Source organism: Candidatus Pseudoscillospira sp. SGI.172 (assembly GCF_050313575.1).
Lineage (GTDB): Bacteria > Bacillota > Clostridia > Oscillospirales > Oscillospiraceae > Vermiculatibacterium.
This window is the reverse complement of record NZ_JBNPLQ010000015.1, coordinates 23,360-47,584: the sequence shown is the minus strand read 5'-3', so window position 1 is coordinate 47,584 and position 24,225 is coordinate 23,360. Positions and strand designations below refer to the sequence as shown.

Sequence of the window (24,225 nt, the reverse complement as noted above, 5' to 3'; positions counted from 1 at the left end):
GCTCATTTCAACCCAGCGCCAGTTCGGCGGCCCGGGTGGCGTGGATGAGGGTGGTGTCAAAGACGGGGAGGGGGGTGTCCGCCTGGGAGACCAGCAGGCCGATCTCGGTGCAGCCCAGAATGACGCCTCGGGCGCCCTTTTGCGCCAGGGCATTGATGACGCGGAGGAATTCCTGCCTGGAGCCCTCTTTTAAAATTCCAAGGCAGAGCTCGTCGAAGATGACCCGGTTGACCAGTTCCACGTCGGGCTCGTCTGGAATGAGAACCCGGATCCCGGCGGCGATCAGCTTTTCCGTATAAAAGTCCTGACACATGGTGTACTTGGTCCCCAGCAGCGCTACGGTGTCCACCCCGGCGGCGCGGAGGGCTTCCGCGGTGGCGTCGGCGATGTGGAGAAGGGGAACGCGGAGAGCGGCCTGGACCTGGGGGGCCACCTTGTGCATGGTGTTGGTGCAGATAAGAACGAGATCAGCCCCCGCCCCCTCCAGCCGGAGGGCGGCGTCGGTCAGCAGCCGGGCGCTCTTCTCCCAGTCCCCGCTGGACTGGCAGGCCTCGATCTCCGCAAAATCCAAGCTGTCCAGCAGCAGCCGGGCGGAATGAAGCCCGCCCAGCCGCTGCTGGACCACATGGTTGACAATTTGATAATAAGTGACTGTGCTCTCCCAACTCATCCCGCCGATCAGGCCGATGGTTTTCATAACGGTCCCTCCTGTTTTGCTCAATTTCTTTCAGTTTAATCCCAATGAATGGGACGCGTCAATGAAATCTTCGGCATTTTGTGGTTGACAAGCGGAATGGAGATGAGTATAATGTCACTATAATTTAGCACCACAAAGTGCTAAAGCGCAATGGAGGAACGAGAAATGGAAAAGAAGAAGTTTTTGGCGCTGGGCCTGTCTGCGGCTCTGGCCTTGTCCCTGACTGCATGCGGAGGCGGCAGGCCCGCCGAGTCCGCTGCACCCACTGAGTCCGCCGCCCCTGCCGAATCCGCTGCCGCCGAAGGGACTTACACGGTCGGCATTTGCCAGCTGGTGCAGCATGCCGCTCTGGACGCCGCCACCCAGGGCTTTAAGGACGCTCTGGAGAAGGCTCTGCCCGGACAGGTGAAGTTTGTCGAGGGCAACGCCTCCGGCGACAGCGCCAACTGCGGCCCTATCATTGACGGCTTTCTCTCCGAGGGTGTGGATCTGATCCTGGCCAATGCCACCGCGCCCCTCCAGGTGGCTGCCGCCGCCACCGCCGACGTGCCCATCCTGGGCACCTCCATCACCGACTATGCCACCGCCCTGGAGATCAAGGACTGGACCGGCACCGTGGGAGGCAATGTCTCGGGCACCTCTGATCTGGCTCCCCTGGATCAGCAGGCCGCCATGCTTCAGGAGCTCTTCCCGGACGCCAAGAACGTGGGTCTGCTCTACTGCTCCGCCGAGCCAAACTCCGCCTACCAGGTGGAGGTGATCACAGGCTATCTCACCGATATGGGCTACACCTGCGCCAACTACGCCTTCACCGACTCCAACGACGTGGCCTCCGTGGCACAGAGTGCCTGTGACGGCTCCGACGTCATCTACATCCCCACCGACAACACCGCCGCCTCCAACACCGAGGCCATCGCCAACGTGGTCATCCCCGCCGGGGTGCCCGTGGTGGCCGGCGAAGAGGGAATCTGCACCGGCTGCGGTGTAGCCACCCTGTCTATCAGCTACTACGATCTGGGCGCCACTACCGGAGCCATGGCCGCCAGGATCCTCACCGGGGAAGCCGACGTGTCCTCCATGCCCGTGGAATTCGCGCCCAATGTCACCAAGAAGTACAACGCCGCCAACGCGGAGGCGCTGAATATCACCATCCCCGCCGACTACGAGGCCGTCGAGGCCAAGTAAAAAGCGGTCTGAAAACGAAAAAAGGGCGGAAGGGGACTTTCCTTTTCCGCTCTTTTCGTGTGATACGAAACACCAATGATTTTTGGGGGAATGGAAATGGACTTTCTGTCCGCACTGCTGAAATCCATGCCGGGTGCCGCGGCCCAGGGCTTTATCTGGGGCCTGATGGCCATCGGCGTATACATCACTTATCGGATCCTCGACGTGGCCGACCTGACGGTGGACGGCTCCATGGCCACCGGCGGCGCCGTGTGCGTCATGCTCATCCGCGGCGGCGTGAATCCCTGGCTGGCCCTGCTGTGTGCTTTTCTGGCGGGGATGGCGGCAGGCTGCGTCACCGGTCTGTTTCATACTGCCTGCGGGATTCCCGCCATCCTGGCCGGCATCCTGACCCAGCTCGCCCTCTACTCGGTGAACCTGCGCATCCTGGGCTGGGGCACAGGGGGCGGAAAGGCCAATCAGGCGCTGAACGTGCAGAATTACGATATCCTGGTCTCCTCACGGTATGTGCGGGAGGTGGGGCTGCAAAATCCGCTGGTGCTGCTGGCGGTGTTCACCGCCGCGGGGATCGGCCTTCTCTACTGGTTCTTCGGCACGGAGCGGGGCTGCGCCCTCCGGGCCACCGGCTCCAACCCCAACATGGCCCGGGCCCAGGGCATTGACACCGACTCCTGCAAGGTGCTGGGCCTTATGCTCTCCAACGGCATCGTGGCCCTGTCCGGCGCTCTGCTGGCCCAGTATAACGGCACGGCCGACGTCAGCAGCGGACGGGGCGCCATCGTCATCGGCCTGGCCGCCGTCATCATCGGCGAGGTGGTCCTGGGCAAGGTGTTCCGCAACTTCGCCCTGAAGCTGACTGCCGTATCCGTGGGTGCCATTATCTACTACATCGTCATCCAAGTGGTGCTGCGCCTGGGCCTGAACACCGACGATCTGAAGCTCCTCACCGCCCTGGTGGTGGCCGTGTTCCTGGCGGTGCCGTACTGGAAGGGCAAATACTTCTCCAAACCCGTGCGGAAGGAGGCGGCCGATCATGCTTGAGATCAAAGATATCTGGAAAACCTTCAACGCGGGCACCACCAATGAAAAAGTGGCTCTGCAGGGGGTGAGCCTCACACTGGCCGACGGGGATTTCGTCACCGTCATCGGCGGCAACGGAGCGGGAAAGTCTACTCTGATGAACGCAGTGGCCGGAGTTTACCCTGTGGATCAGGGCACCATCACCATCGGCGGCACCGATGTGACCAGGCTGCCCGAGCACAGGCGGGCCCCCTACATCGGCCGTGTTTTTCAGGACCCTATGATGGGTACCGCCGCCTCCATGCAGATTGAGGAGAACCTGGCTCTGGCCGCCCGCCGGGGACAGAAGCGGGGGCTGGGCTGGAGCATCACCAAGGCCGAGCGGGAGAAGTATCACACCCTGCTGGGCACACTGGGGCTGGGCCTGGAGGAGCGGATGACCTCCAAGGTGGGACTGCTCTCGGGTGGGCAGCGGCAGGCGCTGACTCTGCTGATGGCCACCCTCCGGAAACCAAAGCTCCTGCTGCTGGACGAGCACACCGCCGCGCTGGACCCCAAAACGGCGGCCAAGGTGCTGGAGACCACCGAGACCATCGTCCGGCGGGACAAACTCACCACCCTCATGATCACCCACAACATGCGGGATGCCATCGCCCACGGAAACCGGCTCATTATGATGTTTGAAGGCCGCATTGCCGTCGACGTCTCCGGAGCGGAGAAGAAAAAGCTCACTGTGGAGGGCCTGCTGGAGCTGTTCAGCAAGGCCAGCGGCTCCGACGAGGCCGACGACAAGCTGCTGCTGTCGTAGGGCGAGATACAAAACCGTTGAAAATGGCGTGCTGTTCGCAAAAAGAGCGAATGGCGCGCCTTTTCTGCACAAAAGGGTGAAAATGGAAGATCTTCACGAAATCTTGACACATTTCGCCTTTCGAAACACAAGGATGACGACAAAATATTCATAAATTAGAAACATTTTTATGATATTTTAAATTTGTTTACATGAGAAGAAACATGGGAAAAGGAGGCATAAGATGGCAAGTAATCCCAATTACTGCGATTTGACCCCCGAGGTGCGGGCCATTGCCGCAGAAGCCAGACGAAACAGCCGCATCAATGCCGGCGACTATACCAAATACGATGTGAAGCGTGGGCTTCGGGATCTCAACGGCAAGGGCGTTTTGGCCGGGCTGACCGAGATCTCTGACATCCACGCCAAGGACAAGCTCCCTGACGGCACGGAGGTGCCCTGTGAGGGAAAGCTCTATTTCCGCGGGGTGGACGTGGAGGAGCTGGTGGCGGGCACCCTGCGGGAGGGCCGGTTCGGCTTTGAGGAGACCGCCTATCTGCTTCTTCTGGGACACCTGCCGGACAGTGGACAACTGGAGGAGTTCCGCCGGCTGCTGGGATATTACCGCTCTTTGCCCAACAATTTTGTGCGGGACGTGGTGCTGAAAGCGCCCAGCCACGATATTATGAATTCTCTGGCCCGCAGCGTGCTCAATCTGGCCGCCTACGACCGCCGGGCCGACGACATCAGCCTGCCCAACGTCATGCGCCAGTGCCTGCAGATGATCTCGGTCTTTCCGCTGCTGTCGGTATATGGCTATCAGGCCTACCATTATAAGGAGGGCAACAGCCTCTTCATCCACGCGCCCCGGCCGGAATTGTCCACGGCGGAGAATATTTTGCACCTACTTCGGCCAGACTCTCAGTACAGCTACTGGGAAGCCCATGTGCTGGACATCTGTCTGATCCTCCACGCTGAACACGGCGGCGGCAACAACTCCACCTTTACCACCCATGTGGTGACCTCTTCCGGGACGGACACCTATTCCTGCATGGCGGCTGCGCTGGCCTCCCTGAAGGGTCCCCGCCACGGCGGCGCCAACATCAAGGTCGTGCGGATGTTCGAGGATCTGAAGCGCCAGGTGGCGGACTGGGAGGACGAGGATGAGGTGCGAGCCTACCTCCAGGCTCTGCTGGACAAAAAGGCCTTTGACAGGTCCGGTCTCATTTACGGTATGGGACACGCCGTCTATTCCCTGTCTGATCCCCGGGCCAACGTACTGCGCTCTTTCGTGGAGAAGCTCTCCTCCGAAAAGGGGCGGGAGAAGGAGTACAAGCTCTACTCTCTGGTGGAGCGGCTGGGGCCGGAGGTCATCTCGGGGGAGCGGAAGATCTACAAAGGCGTATCCGCCAACGTGGACTTCTACTCCGGATTCGTCTATCACATGCTGGATCTTCCTTTGGAGCTGTACACCCCCATCTTTGCCATTGCCCGCATTGCCGGCTGGAGCGCCCACCGCGTCGAGGAGCTCATCAACATGAGCAAGATCATCCGCCCCGCCTATCAGTATGTGGGCAGCCATCAGGAGTATCGGCCCTTGACGGACCGGTCTTAATCTAAATCAGAAGAGAGGAATCGGTATGAAGTTCTACATTTGCGCCCACTGCGGCAATATCATCACCTATTTCCGGGACGCGGGAGTACCTGTGGTCTGCTGCGGAGAACCCATGAAGGAGCTGATCCCCGGCACCGTGGATGCCTCTTTGGAGAAGCATGTGCCCGTGGCGGAGATATCCGGCAGCCAGGTCACCGTCAAGGTGGGTGCGGTGGAGCACCCCATGATCCCCGAGCACTTTATCGAGTGGATCGTGCTGGAGACGAAGCACGGCTTCCAGAAGAAGGCGCTGAACCCCGGCGAGGCTCCCCACGCCGTTTTCACCCTGGCCCCCGGCGAGAATCCGGCGGCAGCCTATGCGTTCTGCAATCTCCACGGCCTCTGGAAGAAAGAGATCTGAATCCATGATGAAAAAGGAAGCGCCCCGCAGCGGGGCGCTTCCTTTTCTATTTGAGGGCGGCGGCAACCCGGTCCAGGGTGTCCCTGTGGAGCTGGTCGGAGAGGTGAGTGTAGATTCGACCGGTGGTGGCGGGGGTGGAGTGGCCCAGCGCCTTGCCGATGTCGAAGAGAGGCGCGCCTTGGGCGGAGGCCACGGTGGCGAAGGTGTGGCGCAGACCGTGGAGCGTGATTGGGGGCAGGCCGTTGGCGCGGATGAAGCGGGTGAAGGATACGGAGAGGACGTTGGGGGAGACTGGGACCCCGCTCTCGTCCACCAGCACCAGGCCGCTGTCCGGCCAGGCGGCCCCCAGAAACTGTTTTCGGTCCTGCTGGCGGCGGGCCTCGCGCCGGAGCAGCCCTTCGATGGCCTCCTCCATATGGAGCGTCCGGGTGGAAGAGCGGTTTTTGGTCTCCTTTTCGATGATACGGCCCCCGGCGGTGGTTCGGGCGGTACAGATGTGGAGCTTGTGGAGCTGAAAGTCCACGTTTTCCCAGCGGAGCCCACAGATTTCCTCCCGGCGGAGGCCCAGGCTTCCGGCCAGATGGATCGCCACTTCCAGATGGCTCCCCTCAGCCAACTCGTACAGGCGTTTGAGCGTGTCCGAGGTGTAATAACGGGTCTCCTTGTGCACGACCCGGGGCGGCTCCACCCGCTCCGTGGGAGAGCGGAGGATAAGATCCAGCCTCTGTGCGGCGTGGAGGGCGGCGGACAGCAGGTCGTGATGGCGGCGGACCGTGTTGGCGCTGAGCCCAGTGGTGCGGAGCAACTCGGCGTAATAGTGCTGCAGGTCCCTGGGAGACAGCTTTTGCAGCGGGATGCTCCCCAGCGCCGGGGAGATGTGATTTTGGATGATCCTCTGATAGCCGTAGGCAGTGGTCTCCGCCCGGTTTGGGATGACGATCTCGTCCATCCAGCGCCCCAGCCACTGGTCCAGCGTCAGGTCAGATGGGACCAGAAGCGTGGCCCGGGTCTTTTGGGCCAGAATGTCCTTCTGTACCTTGCGGGCCTCGGCCAGCGTGCGAAAGGTGCGGTAGCGGCGCTGGCGGTCCCCGTTCTCATCTCGTCCCAGGTCTATATAAAGATAATAGAGCTGCCGCTCATCATCGTAAGAAATGCCTCGTTCATACTGTTTTCTGCCCATGCTGACTCTTCCTTCCTCCTGATCCGACATGCTTCGACAGCAAAGCATGTAAAGAACAAGATAACACAACCGGAGAAGAAAAGACAGGAAAATCTTCTCCCGCTCCTAGGGTTTGGAGCGGGAGAAATTTTTATACGGCAAGAGCGTCTGGGGAACCGGCGGCAACCGCCTCCGCGACCCGGATGCCGTCCACGGCGGCGGAGGTGATGCCGCCGGCGTAGCCGGCGCCCTCCCCACAGGGGAAAATGCCCCGGACAGGGGACTGGAAGGTGAGATCCCGCAGGATGCGGACAGGGGAGGATGAGCGGGTCTCCACGCCGGTGAGCAGGGCGGATGGATCTGCAAAGCCACGGAGTTTCCGGTCAAAGAGGGAAAGCGCCGCCCGAAGGGTGTCTGTGACGGCGGGGGGGAGGCAGCGATCCAGACTGCCCGGGGTCACGCCGGGGCGGTAGGTGGGGGAGAGTCCGGACAGGCGGACGGAGGGCCGCCCGGAAAGGAAATCTCCCACATTCTGGGCCGGAGCCCGGTAGGTGCCGCCCCCGGCGGCGAAGGCAGCGCGCTCCCACTGCTCCTGGAAGGCCACACCGTCCAGAACGCCGGGACCGAAGTCGGCGGGGGAGACCCCCACCAGGAAGCCGCCGTTGATGTTCGCGCCGTCCCGGGCCCGCAGGCTCATGCCGTTGGTGACCACCCCGCCTGCCTCCGAGGCGGCGGCTACCACCTGCCCGCCGGGGCAGACGCAGAAGGTGAAGGCCGAGCGGCCGCCGGGCAGGTGGCAGGCCAGCTTGTAGTCGGCGGGGGGAAGCTTTTCCCAGGCGGGGCCGAACTGGGCCTCGGAGACGGCGGCCTGCCTGTGCTCGATGCGGCAGCCGATGGCGAAGGGCTTGGCCTCCATGGGGATCCCGGCGTCCCGCAGCATCCGGAAGGTGTCCCGGGCGGAGTGGCCCGGGGCCAGCACCAGCGTGTCGCAATCCAGTTCATAGCGCTCCGCACCGGCCTCCGCCCGGATGGACCGCAGCCCGCCGGGGCCTATGGTCAGACCGGTCAGCCGGTGGCCGAAGCGGATGTCGCAGCCCAGGGCCAGCAGCTCCTCCCGGATGCTTTTGACCACCTGTCGGAGGAGGTCGGTGCCCACGTGGGGCTTTTGCTGCCAGAGAATGTCCTCCGGCGCACCGTGGCGGACAAATTCCTCCAGCACGGCGGAAATTCGTGGGTCGTGTGTACCGGTGTTCAGTTTTCCGTCTGAGAAGGTTCCCGCGCCCCCCTCCCCGAACTGGACGTTGGAGCCCTCGTCCAAAGCCCCTCCGGACCAGAAACGCTCCACGTCTGCCGTCCGCTCCTCCACGGCCCGGCCCCGTTCCAGAACGGTGGATGGAATTCCGTTCCGGGCCAGCAGGAGGGCGGCAAAAAGCCCAGCCGGGCCCATGCCCACCACCACGGGCCGCAGGGGAGAGGTCCGCCCCGCTGCGGGGAATCGATAGGGCTCCGGCATCCAGAGGGTCACGTTGGGACTGTGGGCCCGCTGAACCAGACGGGCCTCGTCCTCCGCCTCCGCCACCACCGTGCAGATATAGCGGACGTCGCTTTTCTTTCTGGCGTCCACCGAGCGGCGGAGCAGCCGCACCGGCCCCAGGGCGTCGGGCGAGACACCCAGCGCCTTCGCGGCCTTCTTGCACAGATCCTCCCCGGCGCTGTCAAGCGAAAGGGAGATATTTTGGATTTTGATCAACAGGATCACCGCACTTTCAGAAACTGGAAGAAAAAGTCGGACTGGTTATTTGGTCATTGTACCACAGTTTTGCCGCTCTCACAACGTGAGGGAAAAATTTCGACAAAATTAAACTACACGTGTTGATTTTCTGCAAATATAGTATTATAATAATTGTGTGGCAAGGTTATCAACATGGGATAAAATACATAAAATTCCAAAAGAGATGTACAAGCTAAAAGAATGGAGTTGATTTTCATGGGAGCTATGGACAAGGCAAAGAGGGCTGCGATGGCGGCAGCCGTCAATACCGCTCTGAGCTATCTGTCGAAGGACCCGGAACAAAACATTCCAAAACTGATGGATTTGGTCGATCGTTTTTCCCCTGACGGGTGGTATGAAGGGCAGCGGAGCGCCATTCGAAACGCCATTCGGGAAAAAGGAAACTGGTGGCAGCTCATTGAGCGGGTCTATGAGTTGGATCCCGGAGTCCGTGACGTCTTTTTCCGCAATTTTATTGTTAACGCCAGCCTGAACGGCAGCGCCATTCAGGAAGACATTGCAAAGAGGGAGAACTGCAACGTGCCCTGGGCCGTCCTGCTGGATCCCACCTCCGCCTGCAACCTCCACTGCACCGGCTGCTGGGCCGCCGAATACGGCAACAAGCTGAACCTGACGCTGGAGGATATCGACTCCATCATCCGTCAGGGCAAGGAGCTTGGCATTTACATGTACATATACACCGGCGGCGAGCCGCTGGTGCGCAAGGCCGATCTCATGAAGCTGTGCGAAATGCACCCCGACTGCGAGTTTCTCTCCTTCACCAATGCCACCCTCATCGACGAGGATTTCTGTCGTGAGATGCTGCGGGTGAAGAATTTTATCCCCGCCATTTCCCTGGAGGGCTTTGAGGAGGCCAACGACAGCCGCCGCGGCCCCGGGGTTTATGAAAAGGTCACCCACGCCATGGCGCTTTTGAAGGAGCACAACCTCCCCTTCGGGATCTCCGCCTGCTACACCAGCGTCAACTACAACGACATCAGCAGCGAGAAGTTCTTTGACCACATGATCGACCTGGGCGCTCTCTTCGTGTGGTTCTTCCACTACATGCCCGTTGGGAACGACGCCGTCCCCGCACTGATGCCCACCCCCGAGCAGCGGGAGACAGTCTACCGCCGGATCCGCGGGTTCCGAGAGACCAAGGCCATCTTCTCCCTGGACTTCCAGAACGATGCCGAATACATCGGCGGATGCATCGCCGGAGGACGTCACTACCTGCACATCAACGCCAACGGTGACGTGGACCCCTGCGTGTTCATTCACTACTCCAACTGTAATATCCATGACTGTACCCTTATGGAAGCGCTGAAGAGCCCCCTCTTCCAGGCCTATCATGACAACCAGCCCTTCAACGACAACATGCTCCGCCCCTGCCCGATGCTGGAAAACCCGGAGCGTCTGCAGGAGCTGGTCAAGGCCACAGGCGCCCATTCCACCGATCTCCAGTCCCCTGAGTCTGCTGAGCACCTGTGCGAAAAGTGCGTGCAGTATGCCGCCAACTGGAAGCCCTCGGCTGACCGGCTGTGGGAGGAGACCCTGGAGAAAAAGCACAAGTGACCTGCACGGTCCATCACACCCCGACGGGAAACCGCCGGGGTGTTTTTTTTGAAAGTTTTGGATTTGAAAATTTCATTTTTTTATTGTGCTTTAGCGAATCGAAGTGTATAATAAATTCAATCTCAAGGGAGAGGCCGAGAGGTCAAAATTTGGCGGGCCGGAACACGGGACCCGTCCCAAGCAAAGGAGTTTGGTCCATATGGCATTGAACAGCGCGTACCTGAAAGGCGTCTATGAGGCGCTGGAAAAAAAGAGCGCCCATGAGCCGGAGTTTCTCCAGGCCGTTCTGGAGGTACTGGAGTCTCTGGAGCCGGTAGTAGCGTGCCGTCCCGAGCTGGAGCGGAGCGGGATCGTCGAGCGGCTGGTAGAGCCTGAACGTACCGTTCAGTTCCGGGTATCCTGGGTGGACGACAGCGGAAAGGTGCAGGTCAACCGGGGCTATCGGGTGGAATTCAACTCCGCCATCGGCCCCTATAAGGGCGGCCTGCGGTTCCACCCCAGCGTGAACCTGTCCATCATCAAATTCCTTGGTTTTGAGCAGACCTTCAAAAACGCCCTGACCACGCTGCCCATGGGCGGCGGCAAGGGCGGCAGCGACTTTGATCCCAAGGGAAAGTCCGACGGGGAGATCATGCGTTTCTGCCAAGCGTTCATGACCGAGCTTCAGCGCCACATCGGTCCCGACACCGACGTGCCCGCCGGCGACATCGGCGTGGGCGGCCGGGAGATCGGCTACCTGTTCGGCCAGTACAAGCGCATCCGCAACGAGTTCACCGGCGTGCTCACCGGCAAGGGCCTCACCTTTGGCGGCTCTCTGGCCCGTACCGAGGCCACCGGCTACGGCGTATGCTACTTCACCCAGGAAATGCTCAAGGGTGCAGGTCAGTCCTTCCAGGGCAAGCGGGTGGTCGTCTCCGGCTCCGGAAACGTGGCCATTTACGCCAACCAGAAGGCTGCCCAGCTAGGTGCCACTGTGGTGGCCATGAGCGATTCCAGCGGCTATATCGTGGATGAAAACGGCATCGACTACAAGGTCATGCAGGAGATCAAAGAGGTCAAGCGGGCCCGGATCAAGACTTATCTGGACTATGTGCCCACTGCGAAGTACGTGGAGGGCTGCCGCGGCATTTGGACAGTGCCCTGCGATGTGGCGCTGCCCTGCGCCACCCAGAACGAGCTGGACGAGGCTGGGGCCAAGGCTCTGGTGGCCAACGGCTGCATCGCCGTGTCCGAGGGTGCCAACATGCCCTCCACTCCCGAGGCTGTGGCGGTATTCCAGAAGGCAGGCGTGCTGTTTGCCCCTGCCAAGGCGGCCAATGCCGGCGGCGTGGCCACCTCCGGTCTGGAGATGAGCCAGAACTCCCTGCGGCTGTCCTGGACCTTTGACGAGGTGGATGAGAAGCTTCACGGAATCATGGTGAGCATCTACCAAAACGCCTCCCAGGCTGCTGAGAAATACGGCATGAAGGGCAACCTGGTGGCGGGCGCCAACATTGCCGGCTTCCTGAAAGTGGCCGACGCCATGCTGGCCCAGGGCGTGATGTAAGGGAAAGCCGGCTAGGCTGGGCCCATTGCGGATGGGGCGGCGCCCTGCGCTGGGAATCTCGCCGCAGGGGGAGGTTTTGTGCCGAGCGAGCATGAAAAAGGAAAGCGGTCCCCGGCCGGCGAAGCCGGTTGGGGACGGTCAACGCCATGCTGGCCCAGGGTGCAATGGAAACGCGCAGCACACACGTGACTGAATCAAAGAGGGCGTCATCGCTTCAAAACGATGACGCCCTCTTTGATCGGAGACTCTGCACAGAAAAAAAGGGGGGCGCGCAGCTCAGCCGCGCGCCCCCCTGATCAGCAGGATGTGAGATTTACAAGCTGCCCACGATTTCGGCGGTGTCGGTTGCGATCATCAGCTCCTCGTCGGTGGGGATGAGGAGGACCTTCACCTTGGAGTCGGACGCGGAGATGACGGCCTCCTTGCCCCGGGTGCTGTTGGCCTGAGCGTCCATTTTCACGCCCATGAACTCCAGGCCGGAGGCCACGGCCATCCGGGTGCCCATGTCGTTCTCGCCCACACCGGCGGTAAAGACGATGGCATCCACGCCGCCCATGGCGGCGGCATAGGCGCCGATGAGCTTCTTGACGTTGTACTGGAAGGACTCCAGAGCCAGCTCGGCGCGGTGGTTGCCCTCCTTGGCGGCATCCTCCAGGTCGCGGAAGTCAGAGCTGACGCCGGAGATGCCCAGCACGCCGGACTTCTTGTTGAGGATGTTCAGCATCTCCTTGATGTCCATGTCGTACTTGGTCATCAGGTATTCCAGGATCCCGGCGTCCAGATCGCCGGAGCGGGTGCCCATGGGCAGACCGGCCAGGGGAGTGAAGCCCATGGAGGTGTCCACGCTCTTGCCGCAGTCCACAGCGGAGACGGAGGAGCCGTTGCCCAGGTGGCAGGTGATGATCTTCAGCTCCTTGGCGTCCCTGCCCAGCATGGCGGCGGCCCGGGCGGAGACATAGCGGTGAGAGGTGCCGTGGAAGCCGTAGCGGCGGACCTTGTCATTCTCGTAGTACTCGTAGGGCAGCGCATAGAGATAGGCCTTTTCGGGCATGGTCTGATGGAAGGCGGTGTCGAACACGGCGACCATGGGCACGTTGCCCATGACCTTCTGGCAGGCCCGGATGCCGGTGATATTAGCGGGATTGTGGAGAGGTGCCAGGGGGATGCAGTCCTCGATGGCCTTCATCACGTCGTCGGTGATGAGCACGGACTGGGCAAAGGCCTCGCCGCCGTGGACCACCCGGTGACCCACTGCATCGATCTCCTTGACGTCTGCGATCACGCCGTGCTCGGGGGAAACCAGGGCGTCCAGCACGGACTGGATGGCCTCGGAGTGAGTGGGCATGGCAATGTTGAACTCATACTTAGCGTCCTTGGCGGGGACTTTGTGGGTCAGACGGCCATCAATACCGATTCGCTCGCACAGACCCTTGGCCAGCACGTCATGGCTGACGGAGTCCATGAGCTGATACTTCAGGGAAGAGCTGCCGGCATTGATCACAAGGATTTTCATTGGTTGGTCTCTCCTTCAAATAAAAATGTTGCGGATAGCTTGTCATTGAGCAGAAAACGTGTTAAATTTTTAACCAGATAGTGGGGAAAACCCATTAGTTTTATTGTATAACTTTTTTCGGAAAAGAACAACTCATTTTTCTTGGGAAAAGAAAACAAAAACCAGGGGAAGTTTTGGAGGAATCTTATGAAAGCCGTTGGAATTACCGCCGAATACAACCCGTTCCACCTGGGACACGCCCATCATATTGCACAGACCAGGGCACTGCTGGGAGAGGACAAACCGGTGGTGTGCGTCATGAGCGGAAGCTGGGTGCAGCGGGGAGAGTGCGCCCTGGCGGACAAGTGGACCCGGGCCGGGCTGGCGCTGGAGGGCGGGGCCGACCTGGTGCTGGAGCTTCCCCTGCCCTGGGCCATCTCCTCGGCGGAGGGCTTCGCCCGGGGAGCTGTGGCCGTGTTGGAGGCCACCGGGGTGGTGGATACCATCTCCTTCGGCAGTGAGAGCGGAGATCTGGCCTCCCTGCGGGTACTGGCGGCCGGACTGGAGAGCGAAGCATACCGAAACGCCCTTCGGGCAGAGTTAGACAAGGGAATTTCCTTTGCGGAGGCGAGGCAGCGTGCCCTGGTAAAATGCGTGGGGAAGCGGGCGGAGCTGCTGCGGGGGCCCAACGACAGCCTGGGGGTGGAATATCTCCGGGCAACAGGAGGACGACTGGGCGCACTGGCGATTGTCCGGGAAGGTGTTTCCCATGACAGCGACTCTCCTGCAGGCGGTTTCGCCTCTGCCTCTGCGCTGCGGGAGCTGGCCAAGAAGGGGAAGTGGGATGAGATGGTTCCCTGGATGCCCGCCGGCGCGCCCGAGACACTGAAGGCGGTGGGGATCGCGGATCGCAGCCGGATCCAGCGGGCGGTCCTTGCCCGGTTGCGGACCATGGGAGAGGCAGACTTTGCCGCCTTGCCCGACAGCGGCGTTAAAGAGGGGCTGCCCGCCCGCCTGGTCCGGGCGGCGGGGGAGGCGGAGAGTCTGGAGGAGTTCTACCGCCTGGCCAAGACCCGCCGCTATGTTCATGCACGGCTCCGGCGGCTGGCCATCTGGGCATTTCTGGGTCTGACGGCGGCCGACCGGCCCGCCCGCCCGGAGTACCTGCGGGTGCTGGGGACGAACGGCCGGGGGATGGCCCTCCTCCGGGAGATGAAGTCCCGCGCCGCGCTGCCCATCCTGACCAAACCCGCCCACATCAGCGAATTCCCGCCGGAGGCCCAGCGGCTTTTTGCCCTGGAGCGCCGGGGGACCGACCTCTACGGACTGTGCTTTGAAACAGTGCGGCCCGGAGGGTTGGACTACACCTCCGGGCCGGTCATTCTGGAGCAGGGGCCGCAGTCGGACGACCCTACTTCTCTTTTTTGAGCCGGTCCATGAGGGCGGCTTCGAACCGGTCCCCGTATTTGAGGGCCACGAGGAAGAGCGCCAGAGCGGCCGCCCCCAAAAGGACCATGCCCCAGACGGGAATGCTGAGGGCGGAGCCGCCCAAGGCCGAGGCCGCCAGGAGTCCCCAGGGCCGGGCCAAGGCTGCCAGCAGGAAGAACTGAGAGAAGGGGATGTCGGTCAGCCCCGCCGCGATGCACAGCAGGTCATCGGGAAAAAAGGGGAAGAGAAAGGCCAAAAAGAAAAAGGTGTTCCGCTTCCGGCGGATGACCTCCGCATATTTTTCCAGCCTGCCCCGGCTGATAAAGCGCTCGGCGAAGGGGCGGCCCAGAGCGCGGCCCAGGGCAAAGACGATGGCCGAGCCCAGCAGCACGGCCCCGGCGGTGAGAAAAAATGCCGGAAGGGTGCCGAAGAGGAGCCCGCCCACCGCCGCAATTACATTGCTGGGGATGGGAGCCAAAATGACGGAGGAGAGCTGGAGCGCGAAAAAAACCAGGTGGGAGTGAGGTGTGTAGCGCTCAATATAGCGGCGGAGCCCCTCCTGGGAGCGGGCGGCCTCAAAAAAGCCGGTGGAGCCCAGGAGCAGCGCCAGGCCGGCCAGCAGCGCCAGGGTACCCGCCAGCGTCACCGCCCAAATCATTTTTTTCTTCTGCATCGCCCCGGCCTCCTTTTCGCCTCTGAGAAAAGGATACCACGTTCGGGCGGAAGAATCCATGCAAAAGCCGAACGATTTTCTGAAAAAACGCGAAAAAACACGGCGGGACAAAATAACCCGTCGCTTAAAAAGGTACAAAAAAGCCACACCCGGCACCAAGGTGTGGTCGCTTCTTTGCCGTGGATTGTTTTCTTTTTTACCGCTCGCTGGGGATGACCGTCTTGCCGGAGAAGATCAGATCGTCTACATCACCCACGCGGTGGGTGTTCTCGTATTTCATTCTATGCACAGCCCCCTTTCCTTTTGAAGTGACTTCAGTATAGTCCCTTTTTTCAAGGAATGCAAGAGGGTTTTGGTAATGTTATATAAATGTAACGTAAACTTTTTGTGAATAACGCAAAAGAGGCGGCAAACCCGTGCGTTCGCCGCCTCTGTGTTTTTATTCGCCCTGTTCCTTGATGGTGCCGTCCCGATAGGCGGAGAGCAGATCCTGAAGACAGCGGATCTGCTCCCGGAGGCGGGCGCCGGTGTCGGTGTCGCCCACCAGGACCCGCTTTGGCATAGCCTCTACGATGCGCACCTTGGGCGCGCTGTTCCGGGGGTTGTTTTTGATAAGATTATAGGGCTTGTGCTGGGCCAGGGCCAGATGGTGGGAGTTGTAGATGAGGGTGTAGCCCCCGAATCCGGTCTGGCGCTGGTAGGCCTTGGAGATGCCGCCGTCGATGACGAAGAGCAGCCCGCCGCCCCGGATGGGGCTTTCCCCCTCCCGCTCCTTCACTGGCACATGGCCGTTGACGATGTGGGAGTGGGCCGCGCTCAGGCCGAACTCCCGGAGGATCATCTCGCAGACCTCCCGGTGATCCACCAGGGTGTAATAGGGGTTGTAGATCTCCACATGAGTCTCCGGCTCGGCGATGAAGTAACGCTCGAAGGCCGAGATCTTGCTCTTGCCGAAGAGGGGGGAGCGGGGTCCCGCCCAGAGGTACCAGAACAGGTCCACCGCGTCCCGGTGCTCCGGGGTGTCCTTCTCCCCATAGAAGGCCAGGCGCACCTTGGCGCTGAGAACGTCCAGATATTCCTTGCCTTTGACGGCCCGGCCGTCCACCGGCACTTCGTCGAAAGAGCCGTCCGGCTTCATGGGGATACAGCCGTGGTAGAGGAGATTGCCGTTGACCACCTTATACATGCTGCCCTTGCTCAGCAGGAACCGCATGTGCTTGCGCAGCAGGTTGCTGTGGCGGAAGGAGGCGGTGAGCTGATCGATGAGCTCCTGCTCCCCCGGAGTCAGGGCCAGGGGGTCGGCGGGGTCGATGGTGGGGAAGGACTGGTCCAGCATGGCGTAGCTCTTTCCGTCCACCTCTACCGTCCACTCGTCGAAGTTGATCCTGGGCAGGAGGATGCGGTCATCCATCTCGTACTCGGGGTGTCGGCGGAGGAGCTGCCCCTCCAGCTTCATCTCAATGACCGCCATGGCCTTGTGCATCTTGGACGCCAGCTCGGTGTCCACGGGATCGTAGATGTTTTCGTCCAGCACATGGGGGGCGAAGCGAGTGCAGGGGTCGGCTCCGTACACGGCGGCGGCGAACATGGACAGGGGCCGCAGATTGATGCCGTAGCCGTCCTCCAAAAGATCGAAGTTGTTGTAGCTGACCCCCCGGCGCAGGACACTGGCCACACAGACCTGGTTGCCCAAGTAGGCGCCCATCCAGGCGATGTCGTGGTTGCCCCACTGGATGTCCACGTCGTGGAACCGGCGCAGCTCATCGAGAATGCGGTCGGCGTGGGGGCCGCGGTCAAAGATGTCGCCCAGGATGTGGAGCATGTCCACGCTGCACTCCTGAATGAGGGCACAGAACTGGGTGATGAAGGCGTCCGAGGTTCCGGTGGAGACGATGGAGCGGATGATCTCCTCGTAATAGCGCTCCTTGTTCTCCTCGGTGTCGGCGTGGAGCAGCTCGTCGATGACGTAGGAAAAGTTGCCCGGAATCTTTTTGCGCACCTTGGAGCGGGTATACTTGGAGGAGACCACCTTGCACACCTGCACCAGCCGGTAGATGGCAATGCGGCACCAGTTGTCGTAGGCATCCGGGCTCATCTCGCTTCGGAACCGGGCCAGGGTGTCCGCAGGGCTGTAAATGAGCATGGCCAGCTCCTCCCGCTCCTTTTCCGACACCGAGCGGGAGAACAGATCCTCGATCTTGTCCCGCAGGATGCCGGAGGCACTGGAGAGCAGGTAGCTGAAGGCGTCGTACTCCCCGTGGAGGTCGCTGAAGAAATACTCTGTCCCCTTGGGCAGGCAGCAGATGGCATTGAGGTTGATGATCTCCGCAGAGGCGGCCAGCGCGGTGGGGTAGCTCCGGGAGAGCAGCTGTAAGTAGTGAAGATCTGTCATGGAAAGACCCTCCGTTTCCGTTCTTCGATAGGAAACATTATAGCACACAAAAAAGGAAAAGCCAGCAAAAAACAGAATGGTAAGTTTGAAAAAATCATGCGTTCTTCCAGGCCCGACCCGGGAACATCCGGCGGAACCACTCGGGAGGTGGGGAGGAAAGGGTGAGCAGCTTCCCGTTCCTGGGATCGGTGAGGGAGAGGACATAGGCGTGGAGCGCCAGACGGCCCATGGGATCGGAGGCCGCGCCGTACTTCTTGTCGCCTGCCACGGGGTGGCCCAGCTCGGAAAGGTGGGCGCGGATCTGATTCTTCCGGCCGGTTTCCAGTTCCACGTTGGCCAGAGCATACTCGTTCCGGCGGGCCAGAACGTGGTAGCGGGTGACCGCCTCTTTCCCGTCGTCTCCCCTGGCGGAGTACACCCGGTGGACCCGGTTCTCCTGGAGCTGGGTGCGGCAGACGCCGCTGTCGGGCAGACCGGCCCCCTCGGCCACCGCCCAGTAGCCCCGCTTTTTCACCAGGGCGTTCCAGCGGTCCTGAAGCTGGTGCTTGAGCTCCTCGTTCTTGGCGAAGAGGAGGACGCCCGAGGTGTCCCGGTCCAGGCGGTGGACGATGAAGATCCGGGCGCGGGGGTCCCGGGCCCGGAGATAGTCGGTGACCATGCGGTAGGCGGTGCGGTATTTTTCTGTCTCTGTGGCCACAGACAAAAGCCCTGCTGGCTTCTGTATTGCGATAAGCCCGTCGTCCTCATAGAGGACGGGGAAGGGAAGAGCTGCCCCCTTGGCTTGGGGCAGGACCGTGACGGTCTGGCCGGGGGTCAGGGCGCGGTCGAAGCGGGTCTGGGGGCGGTTGTCCACCAGCACCTGGCCACGGGAGAGCAGGTGCTTGACGCTGTTGCGGGACTGGCCGGAGACATGGGCCAGCAAAAACTCCAGCAGAGTGCCGGGAGCCTCCACAGGATAGGTGATTTCCTTTTTTGTCATGTGTTTCCTCCATGCCGTCAAAATAAGACGGCCTTTCCAATAAAAATGAGCAGTAAAAACCAGACGGCCAGGATCGGGAGGGCGAAATACCACTTTTTGGGTTTTCCGGCCGCCCACATGCCGGCGGCCCTGGCCCGGCAGTCGGCCATCACCGGCTTTGGGATCAGGGCAATGGCACCCGCCGCCAGAACGGGGAGAAGAAGCAGGTCGTCCAGATACCCCAGCACGGGGATGAAGTCCGGGATGAGGTCCACGGGAGAGAGTGCATAAGCCACGGTCAGTCCGGCCAGAAGCTTGGCACCCGGCGGCGTCTCCGGATCCTTCATGGCCAGAAAAATGGCGGGAATGTCGATTTTGAGCTGCGACGCGCGTGATTTCCAGTTCATCGACTGCCTCCTTTCGCAGGGACAGGCGCAGTCAGCCCCTTTCTGAAGGGGCGGTCTCCTGCCGCCGGTCTAGTCCCAGCCACTTCTCCAGCCGCTGCCGGGGAAGCAGCAGATTCACCAGCAGGGCGATCAGTACGCCGATCCCGGTATCCAGCATGCGGTTGAGGGCGTATTCGATGTGGTTGACAGGGGTGTTGAAGAGAATGATGCACAGCACTACCCCGCCCGGCTGCACTGCGCCGGGCCAGCGGAAGGCCACGGACAGGGACACCAGAACGATGACCCCCAGAAAGAGCAGGAGCAGACGGAAATAGTAATTCCCGTCGGAGAAGATCAGGTGCTCTGTCCAAAACAGGCCCATGCCCAGGAAGCCGCCGATGATGGTGCCGATGAGACGGTTGCCACCGTTGCGCCAGGAATCCCCCATGTCGCTGCCCAGGCCGAAAATAGCGCCGATGCAGGCAAAAGTGGGGTTGCGTCCCGGCAGGAAGGCATAAAGCAGTGCGGTGAGAGTGGCCGCAATGGCCGTCTTGAGGCTGCGAAGGCCCAGGCCGGGGATGGGGGCATGGATCGGGCTGTGCTCACTCATACGAAATCGCGCTCTCTTTCGGTACAAAATTTTACTTTTTATCATACCATGGAAATGAAAAAAAGGAAAGGTTCGGACCGGGAAAAATGCAAATCGGGTCTTTGGACGGTCATTTGCAGTTCTTTTGCTTCCGACTTGCATAAAACCGGGGCTTTTACAGGGCGTGACCCTTGATAGATGCCACAAAAATGCGTTTTTCGGAGGAAAATTCTTGACAAGGGGAAACAAAAACTTTATACTCAGCTTATCAGTTGAGAACGAAGGCGTTCCGACCCCAGCGGGCGGAGCGCCTTCTTCTTTTATTTATCCCCGGCGGCTATGATTTTAACGTGGAAAGGGGAGCCTTATTATGGCTTACACCAAGGAAGACATCATCCGGATCGTGAGAGAGCAGGAGATCGAATTTGTCCGCATGCAGTTCACCGACATCTTCGGACAGCTCAAGAACGTGTCCATCACCGCCTCCCAGATCGAGAAGGCTGTAAACAATCAGATCATGCTGGACGGCTCCTCCATCGAGGGATTCGTCCGCATCAACGAGTCCGATCAGTACCTCTATCCCGATTTGGACTCCTTCACCATCTTCCCCTGGCGGCCACAGCAGGGCAAGGTGGCCCGCCTCATCTGCGACGTGTACAATCCCGACGGCACCCCCTTTGTGGGCGACCCCCGGGGCGTTTTAAAGAAGGTTCTGGCCAAGGCCAAGAGCATGGGCTACGACACCTTCAACGTGGGCCCGGAGGCGGAATTCTTCCTTTTTCAGACCGACGAGGAGGGCAAGCCCACCACCAAGACCAATGACGAGGCCGGTTATTTTGACCTGGGTCCCCTGGACCACGGCGAGGGCACTCGGCGGGAGATCTGCCTGGCTCTGGAACAGATGGGGTTTGAAATCGAGGCCAGCCATCACGAGGTGGCCGCCGGCCAGCATGAGATCGACTTTAAGTATGCCGAGGCGCTGCGGGCGGCCGACAATATCATGACCTTCAAGCTCACCGTCAAGACCCTGGCCCAGAAGAACGGTCTCCACGCCACCTTCATGCCGAAGCCCATCTTCGGTGTCAGCGGCTCCGGCATGCACACCAACATGTCCCTCTTCAAGGACGGCAAAAACGTCTTTGCCGATCCCGACGGGGAGAAGGGGCTGTCCAAGGAGTGTTACAGCTTCATCGCCGGACTGCTCCATCACGTGAAGGGCTTTGCCGCCGTCACCAACCCCCTGGTCAACTCCTACAAGCGGCTGGTCCCCGGCTATGAGGCCCCCTGCTACCTGGCCTGGTCGGCCTCCAACCGCTCCGCCCTCATCCGGATCCCCGCCTCCCGGGGCATGGGCACCCGGGTGGAGCTGCGCTCTCCCGATCCCAGCTGCAACCCCTATCTGGAACTGGCGGTCTGTCTGGCCGCCGGACTGGACGGCATTGAAAAGGGCATGGTCCCCCCTGCCGAGATCACCGAAAATATTTTTGAAATGGACAGCGCCGCCCGGGAGGCCGCCGGGATCGACGCCCTGCCCGGCTCCCTGGAGGAGGCCATCCACGCCATGGAGGACGACCAGCTGATCCTGGATACCCTGGGCAAGCACGTGGCCGAGAACTACATCGAAGGCAAGATGAAGGAGTGGGATGAGTACCGTACCCGGGTCTCCTCCTGGGAGCGGGAGAAATACATCATCAACTATTGATGCCGTCCGATCCCCGGCGGGGGACGAGTTTTCCCCAGCGTGCCCGCGCCCTGGACTCCTTGGCGGGAAGGAGTGAGAAAAGATGGAAAAGGTGATTCTCGCCTTTGAACGCGAGAAGAGCGCCGACCGGATCCGGGAGATCCTGGAGACCGCCGGCCTGGGCGACTGTCTGATCTGCCGCTCCGCCGCGGAGGTGAAGCGGCTGGTCCACAAGCAGCGTGTGACCACGGTGGTCTGTGGCTACAAGCTCAGCGACGAGACGGCCGAGACCCTGTTCGACGATCTGCCCAGCTCTTGCTCCATGCTGGTAGTGGCGATTCAGAGCATGCTCAACCTCATGGGCAACGACGAGATCTTCCGGCTGGCCGCCCCGGTCTCACGCAGCGACCTGGTGGCCTCGGTGCGGATGCTTCTCCAGATGGGGCACCGAATGGAAAAGTATGTCCGGCCCCAGCGCTCCGCCGAGGAGCAGGCGGTCATCGAGCAGGCCAAAATGGTCCTGATGGACCGCCACGGCATGGCCGAGGAACAGGCCCACCGGTTTCTCCAGAAGAAGAGCATGGATTCCGGCGCAAAGCTGATCCAGACCGCTCAGATGATCATCGACGGGATATGGACTCTGTGATCGGACGGAAACATAATATGTAAAGACGAGGCGGTCTTTCCCATTATCGCCATACGGCGGCAGTCAGACGGCTTGACTGCCGCCGTTCATCTCCATCCACACTTTAGCAAGTGAAAGACTTTCAAGGAGGAGGGCCTTTGATGAAATTCACCAAGATGCAGGGGCTGGGCAACGACTACATCTATCTGGATGCCACCCGGGAGGTTCCCCAGCACCTCCCCGAGCTGGCCCGTCAGATCTCCGACCGGCACTTCGGCGTGGGGAGCGACGGGCTCATCTGCATCTGCGCCTCCGAGCGGGCGGACTTCCGGATGCGGATGTTCAACGCGGACGGCTCGGAGGGGGAGATGTGCGGCAACGGTATCCGCTGTGTGGGTAAGTTTGTCTACGACAAAGCCCTGACGGACAAGACCACTCTCACTGTGGAGACCCTGGCAGGTATCAAGACCCTGGAGCTCCATGTCTCGGACGGCGCGGTGGACTCTGTGACGGTGGATATGGGCAAGCCCGTGCCCCAGGAGGGGCGCACCCTCCAGATCATGGGCCGACCCTATGAGGTGAGGCCCGTATCCATGGGCAACCCCCACGCCGTTACCTTTTTGAGCGGCGTAGAGCATCTGGATCTGGCCGCCCTCGGCCCCTGCTTTGAGCGGCACCCCAGCTTCCCCGACCGGACCAACACCGAGTTTGTGGAGGTACTGGACCGGGGGCGGCTGAACATGCGGGTGTGGGAGCGGGGGAGCGGGGAGACCCTGGCCTGCGGCACCGGAGCCTGTGCCTCCGCCGTGGCCGCTGTCCTCGCAGGAAAGACCGACCGCACCGTGACCGTCCGGCTGCTGGGGGGCGAGCTCTCCATCCGTTGGGACGAGAGCGACGGACATGTGTACATGACAGGCCCCGCCGTCACTGTATTCGAGGGCGAGTGGCCGACAGACGAGAAATAAGGAGGAGCGCACCATGGCCCATATCAACGACAACTTTCTCAAGCTTCCGGGCAGCTATCTGTTCTCTGAGATCGCCCGCCGCACGGCGGCCTATACGGCTGCCCATCCGGAGGTCTCCCTCATCCGCCTGGGGATCGGAGACGTGACCCGGCCCCTGCCCGCCGCCGTCACCGCCGCCATGGCCAAGGCTGTGGTGGAGATGGGGACGGCAGAGGGCTTCCACGGCTACGGCCCAGAGCAGGGCTATGAATTCCTCCGCGCGGCCATCGCCAGGAACGACTATCAGGCCCGGGGGGTGGACGTTGCCCCGGGGGAGATCTTTGTCTCCGACGGTGCCAAGAGCGACTGCGGCAACATCGTGGACCTCTTCGCCCCCGACTGCGTGGCGGCGGTGTGCGACCCGGTGTACTCGGTCTACGTAGATTCCAACGTCATGGCGGGCCGGGCGGGGGAGTACGATCCGGCCACCGGCCGGTGGTCCCGTCTTCTCTACATGCCCTGCACCGAGGAGAACGGCTTTGCCCCGGCCCTGCCGGAGGGAGAGCCGGACCTCATCTACCTGTGCTTCCCAAGCAACCCCACCGGCACGGTCATTTCCCGGACAAAGCTCCAGGAGTGGGTGGACTACGCCAACCGCACCGGGGCGGTCATCCTCTACGACGCCGCCTATGAGGCCTTCGTCACCTCGCCGGGCGCGCCCCGGTCCATCTTTGAACTCGAGGGGGCCCGGACCTGCGCCATCGAGTTCCGCTCCTTCTCCAAGACCGCTGGCTTCACCGGCACCCGCTGCGCCTACACCGTGGTGCCCCGGGAGTTGGAGCGGGACGGGGCCCAGCTCAACCAGCTTTGGAACCGCCGCCAGTGCACAAAGTTCAACGGCGTGCCCTATGTGGTTCAGCGGGGGGCCGAGGCGGTCTACACCCCGGAAGGGCAGGCCCAGGTGGCGGAAAACCTGCGTTTTTACCAGGAGAACGCCCGGGTTATCCGCACAGGGCTGGCCGAGGCCGGACTCACCGTCTCCGGCGGGGTGGACTCGCCTTACGTCTGGGTCAAGACTCCGGCTGGGATACCCTCCTGGGACTTCTTCGACCGGCTTTTGCAGGAGGCCCATGTGGTCACTACCCCCGGCGCTGGCTTCGGCCCAAGTGGAGAGGGACACATCCGGCTGACCGCCTTTGGAGAGGCCGAGGCGACCCGGAAGGCTGTGGAGCGTATCTGCGCCGTCTTGTAAAAACCCATCGCCCCGGCGGCCAAGTCCGACGGAGTTCACCCGGAAATGGG

At 61.4% G+C, this 24,225-nt stretch carries 21 protein-coding genes; 12 read left to right on the top strand and 9 right to left on the bottom strand.

Translation table 11 applies throughout. The annotated features are described in order from the left end of the window. Positions 1-7 precede the first annotated feature (7 nt). Positions 8-697, bottom strand: a complete 690-nt coding sequence (locus ACQRD3_RS07485; RefSeq protein ID WP_080908017.1) for an aspartate/glutamate racemase family protein — start codon at positions 695-697, stop codon at positions 8-10. A gap of 165 nt (positions 698-862) precedes the next feature. On the opposite strand from ACQRD3_RS07485, the gene ACQRD3_RS07480 reads away from it, so the two are divergent. The 5 genes from ACQRD3_RS07480 to ACQRD3_RS07460 all read left to right on the top strand — a co-directional run bounded on the left by ACQRD3_RS07480 (position 863) and on the right by ACQRD3_RS07460 (position 5,704). After that, positions 863-1,882 carry an ABC transporter substrate-binding protein gene (locus ACQRD3_RS07480; protein WP_427780728.1) on the top strand — a complete coding sequence of 340 codons (1,020 nt, stop codon included), beginning with the start codon at positions 863-865 and terminating at the stop codon, positions 1,880-1,882. 96 nt (positions 1,883-1,978) lie between these two features. Continuing rightward, positions 1,979-2,923, top strand: a complete 945-nt coding sequence (locus ACQRD3_RS07475; RefSeq protein ID WP_427780726.1) for an ABC transporter permease — start codon at positions 1,979-1,981, stop codon at positions 2,921-2,923. Beyond that, positions 2,916-3,710, top strand: a complete 795-nt coding sequence (locus tag ACQRD3_RS07470) for an ABC transporter ATP-binding protein (RefSeq protein ID WP_427780724.1) — start codon at positions 2,916-2,918, stop codon at positions 3,708-3,710. The genes ACQRD3_RS07475 and ACQRD3_RS07470 overlap by 8 nt, the downstream gene beginning before the upstream one ends. A gap of 223 nt (positions 3,711-3,933) precedes the next feature. Further along, a complete protein-coding gene (locus ACQRD3_RS07465) occupies positions 3,934-5,304 on the top strand; it encodes a citrate/2-methylcitrate synthase (RefSeq protein ID WP_427780722.1) in 1,371 nt (456 codons plus the stop codon). A 25-nt stretch (positions 5,305-5,329) separates the two neighbouring features. Next, complete coding sequence (locus ACQRD3_RS07460; protein ID WP_080908022.1) at positions 5,330-5,704, top strand: desulfoferrodoxin family protein; 375 nt, start codon at positions 5,330-5,332, stop codon at positions 5,702-5,704. 46 nt (positions 5,705-5,750) lie between these two features. Here ACQRD3_RS07460 and ACQRD3_RS07455 read toward each other — a convergent pair whose 3' ends face one another. After that, the gene (locus ACQRD3_RS07455; protein ID WP_080908023.1) at positions 5,751-6,884 is read right to left on the bottom strand and encodes a tyrosine-type recombinase/integrase; all 1,134 of its coding nucleotides are present in this window, start codon (positions 6,882-6,884) and stop codon (positions 5,751-5,753) included. 130 nt (positions 6,885-7,014) lie between these two features. Further along, positions 7,015-8,613 carry an NAD(P)/FAD-dependent oxidoreductase gene (locus tag ACQRD3_RS07450; RefSeq protein ID WP_427780719.1) on the bottom strand — a complete coding sequence of 533 codons (1,599 nt, stop codon included), beginning with the start codon at positions 8,611-8,613 and terminating at the stop codon, positions 7,015-7,017. A gap of 237 nt (positions 8,614-8,850) precedes the next feature. Between ACQRD3_RS07450 and ACQRD3_RS07445 the strand changes: the two genes are divergently transcribed. Both ACQRD3_RS07445 and gdhA read left to right on the top strand, forming a co-directional pair. Next, complete coding sequence (locus tag ACQRD3_RS07445; RefSeq protein ID WP_080908786.1) at positions 8,851-10,209, top strand: radical SAM protein; 1,359 nt, start codon at positions 8,851-8,853, stop codon at positions 10,207-10,209. Positions 10,210-10,408: 199 nt separating this feature from the next. Next, a complete protein-coding gene (gene gdhA / locus ACQRD3_RS07440) occupies positions 10,409-11,755 on the top strand; it encodes an NADP-specific glutamate dehydrogenase (RefSeq protein ID WP_080908025.1) in 1,347 nt (448 codons plus the stop codon). A gap of 313 nt (positions 11,756-12,068) precedes the next feature. On the opposite strand, the gene ACQRD3_RS07435 is transcribed toward gdhA, so the two are convergent. Further along, the gene (locus ACQRD3_RS07435; RefSeq protein ID WP_080908027.1) at positions 12,069-13,268 is read right to left on the bottom strand and encodes an acetate kinase; all 1,200 of its coding nucleotides are present in this window, start codon (positions 13,266-13,268) and stop codon (positions 12,069-12,071) included. A 186-nt stretch (positions 13,269-13,454) separates the two neighbouring features. Here ACQRD3_RS07435 and ACQRD3_RS07430 point away from each other — a divergent pair, with 186 nt between their 5' ends. Next, positions 13,455-14,675, top strand: coding sequence for a tRNA(Met) cytidine acetate ligase (locus ACQRD3_RS07430; RefSeq protein ID WP_080908028.1), 1,221 nt, complete (start codon positions 13,455-13,457; stop codon positions 14,673-14,675). Here the strand turns inward: ACQRD3_RS07430 and ACQRD3_RS07425 are convergent. The 5 genes from ACQRD3_RS07425 to ACQRD3_RS07405 all read right to left on the bottom strand — a co-directional run bounded on the left by ACQRD3_RS07425 (position 14,659) and on the right by ACQRD3_RS07405 (position 19,694). Then, entirely contained in the window at positions 14,659-15,348 is a 690-nt protein-coding gene (locus ACQRD3_RS07425) for a VTT domain-containing protein (protein ID WP_080908029.1), read from the bottom strand. The two genes, ACQRD3_RS07430 and ACQRD3_RS07425, sit on opposite strands and share 17 nt — an antisense overlap. Positions 15,349-15,787: 439 nt before the next feature. After that, positions 15,788-17,740: a fructose-1,6-bisphosphatase gene (locus ACQRD3_RS07420; protein ID WP_080908030.1), complete on the bottom strand. Its 1,953-nt coding sequence runs from the start codon at positions 17,738-17,740 to the stop codon at positions 15,788-15,790. A 94-nt stretch (positions 17,741-17,834) separates the two neighbouring features. Next, entirely contained in the window at positions 17,835-18,719 is an 885-nt protein-coding gene (locus ACQRD3_RS07415) for an RluA family pseudouridine synthase (RefSeq protein WP_427780715.1), read from the bottom strand. Between the two features lie 17 nt (positions 18,720-18,736). After that, positions 18,737-19,105, bottom strand: coding sequence for a YkvA family protein (locus ACQRD3_RS07410; RefSeq protein ID WP_427780713.1), 369 nt, complete (start codon positions 19,103-19,105; stop codon positions 18,737-18,739). Between the two features lie 31 nt (positions 19,106-19,136). Beyond that, positions 19,137-19,694, bottom strand: coding sequence for an aromatic acid exporter family protein (locus ACQRD3_RS07405; RefSeq protein ID WP_080908032.1), 558 nt, complete (start codon positions 19,692-19,694; stop codon positions 19,137-19,139). 346 nt (positions 19,695-20,040) lie between these two features. Between ACQRD3_RS07405 and glnA the strand changes: the two genes are divergently transcribed. The 4 genes from glnA to ACQRD3_RS07385 all read left to right on the top strand — a co-directional run bounded on the left by glnA (position 20,041) and on the right by ACQRD3_RS07385 (position 24,175). Further along, positions 20,041-21,375: a type I glutamate--ammonia ligase gene (gene glnA, locus ACQRD3_RS07400; RefSeq protein ID WP_427780750.1), complete on the top strand. Its 1,335-nt coding sequence runs from the start codon at positions 20,041-20,043 to the stop codon at positions 21,373-21,375. An 82-nt stretch (positions 21,376-21,457) separates the two neighbouring features. Next, a complete protein-coding gene (locus tag ACQRD3_RS07395) occupies positions 21,458-22,000 on the top strand; it encodes an ANTAR domain-containing response regulator (protein WP_427780711.1) in 543 nt (180 codons plus the stop codon). Between the two features lie 140 nt (positions 22,001-22,140). Next, entirely contained in the window at positions 22,141-22,944 is an 804-nt protein-coding gene (gene dapF / locus ACQRD3_RS07390; protein ID WP_080908035.1) for a diaminopimelate epimerase, read from the top strand. Positions 22,945-22,957: 13 nt separating this feature from the next. Beyond that, complete coding sequence (locus ACQRD3_RS07385) at positions 22,958-24,175, top strand: LL-diaminopimelate aminotransferase (RefSeq protein WP_080908036.1); 1,218 nt, start codon at positions 22,958-22,960, stop codon at positions 24,173-24,175. Positions 24,176-24,225 lie beyond the last annotated feature (50 nt).

Excerpts from the sequence above, each read along its gene's own strand:
- ACQRD3_RS07485 (WP_080908017.1), bottom strand. The coding sequence starts at position 697 with ATGAAAACCATCGGCCTGATCGGCGGGATGAGTTGGGAGAGCACAGTC.
- ACQRD3_RS07460 (WP_080908022.1), top strand. The coding sequence starts at position 5,330 with ATGAAGTTCTACATTTGCGCCCACTGCGGCAATATCATCACCTATTTC.
- ACQRD3_RS07430 (WP_080908028.1), top strand. The coding sequence starts at position 13,455 with ATGAAAGCCGTTGGAATTACCGCCGAATACAACCCGTTCCACCTGGGA.
- ACQRD3_RS07405 (WP_080908032.1), bottom strand. The coding sequence starts at position 19,694 with ATGAGTGAGCACAGCCCGATCCATGCCCCCATCCCCGGCCTGGGCCTT.
- ACQRD3_RS07475 (WP_427780726.1), top strand. The coding sequence starts at position 1,979 with ATGGACTTTCTGTCCGCACTGCTGAAATCCATGCCGGGTGCCGCGGCC.
- ACQRD3_RS07410 (WP_427780713.1), bottom strand. The coding sequence starts at position 19,105 with ATGAACTGGAAATCACGCGCGTCGCAGCTCAAAATCGACATTCCCGCC.
- ACQRD3_RS07415 (WP_427780715.1), bottom strand. The coding sequence starts at position 18,719 with ATGACAAAAAAGGAAATCACCTATCCTGTGGAGGCTCCCGGCACTCTG.
- ACQRD3_RS07470 (WP_427780724.1), top strand. The coding sequence starts at position 2,916 with ATGCTTGAGATCAAAGATATCTGGAAAACCTTCAACGCGGGCACCACC.
- ACQRD3_RS07455 (WP_080908023.1), bottom strand. The coding sequence starts at position 6,884 with ATGGGCAGAAAACAGTATGAACGAGGCATTTCTTACGATGATGAGCGG.
- gdhA (WP_080908025.1), top strand. The coding sequence starts at position 10,409 with ATGGCATTGAACAGCGCGTACCTGAAAGGCGTCTATGAGGCGCTGGAA.
- ACQRD3_RS07395 (WP_427780711.1), top strand. The coding sequence starts at position 21,458 with ATGGAAAAGGTGATTCTCGCCTTTGAACGCGAGAAGAGCGCCGACCGG.
- ACQRD3_RS07425 (WP_080908029.1), bottom strand. The coding sequence starts at position 15,348 with ATGCAGAAGAAAAAAATGATTTGGGCGGTGACGCTGGCGGGTACCCTG.
- ACQRD3_RS07420 (WP_080908030.1), bottom strand. The coding sequence starts at position 17,740 with ATGACAGATCTTCACTACTTACAGCTGCTCTCCCGGAGCTACCCCACC.
- ACQRD3_RS07385 (WP_080908036.1), top strand. The coding sequence starts at position 22,958 with ATGGCCCATATCAACGACAACTTTCTCAAGCTTCCGGGCAGCTATCTG.
- ACQRD3_RS07465 (WP_427780722.1), top strand. The coding sequence starts at position 3,934 with ATGGCAAGTAATCCCAATTACTGCGATTTGACCCCCGAGGTGCGGGCC.
- ACQRD3_RS07435 (WP_080908027.1), bottom strand. The coding sequence starts at position 13,268 with ATGAAAATCCTTGTGATCAATGCCGGCAGCTCTTCCCTGAAGTATCAG.
- ACQRD3_RS07445 (WP_080908786.1), top strand. The coding sequence starts at position 8,851 with ATGGGAGCTATGGACAAGGCAAAGAGGGCTGCGATGGCGGCAGCCGTC.
- ACQRD3_RS07480 (WP_427780728.1), top strand. The coding sequence starts at position 863 with ATGGAAAAGAAGAAGTTTTTGGCGCTGGGCCTGTCTGCGGCTCTGGCC.
- dapF (WP_080908035.1), top strand. The coding sequence starts at position 22,141 with ATGAAATTCACCAAGATGCAGGGGCTGGGCAACGACTACATCTATCTG.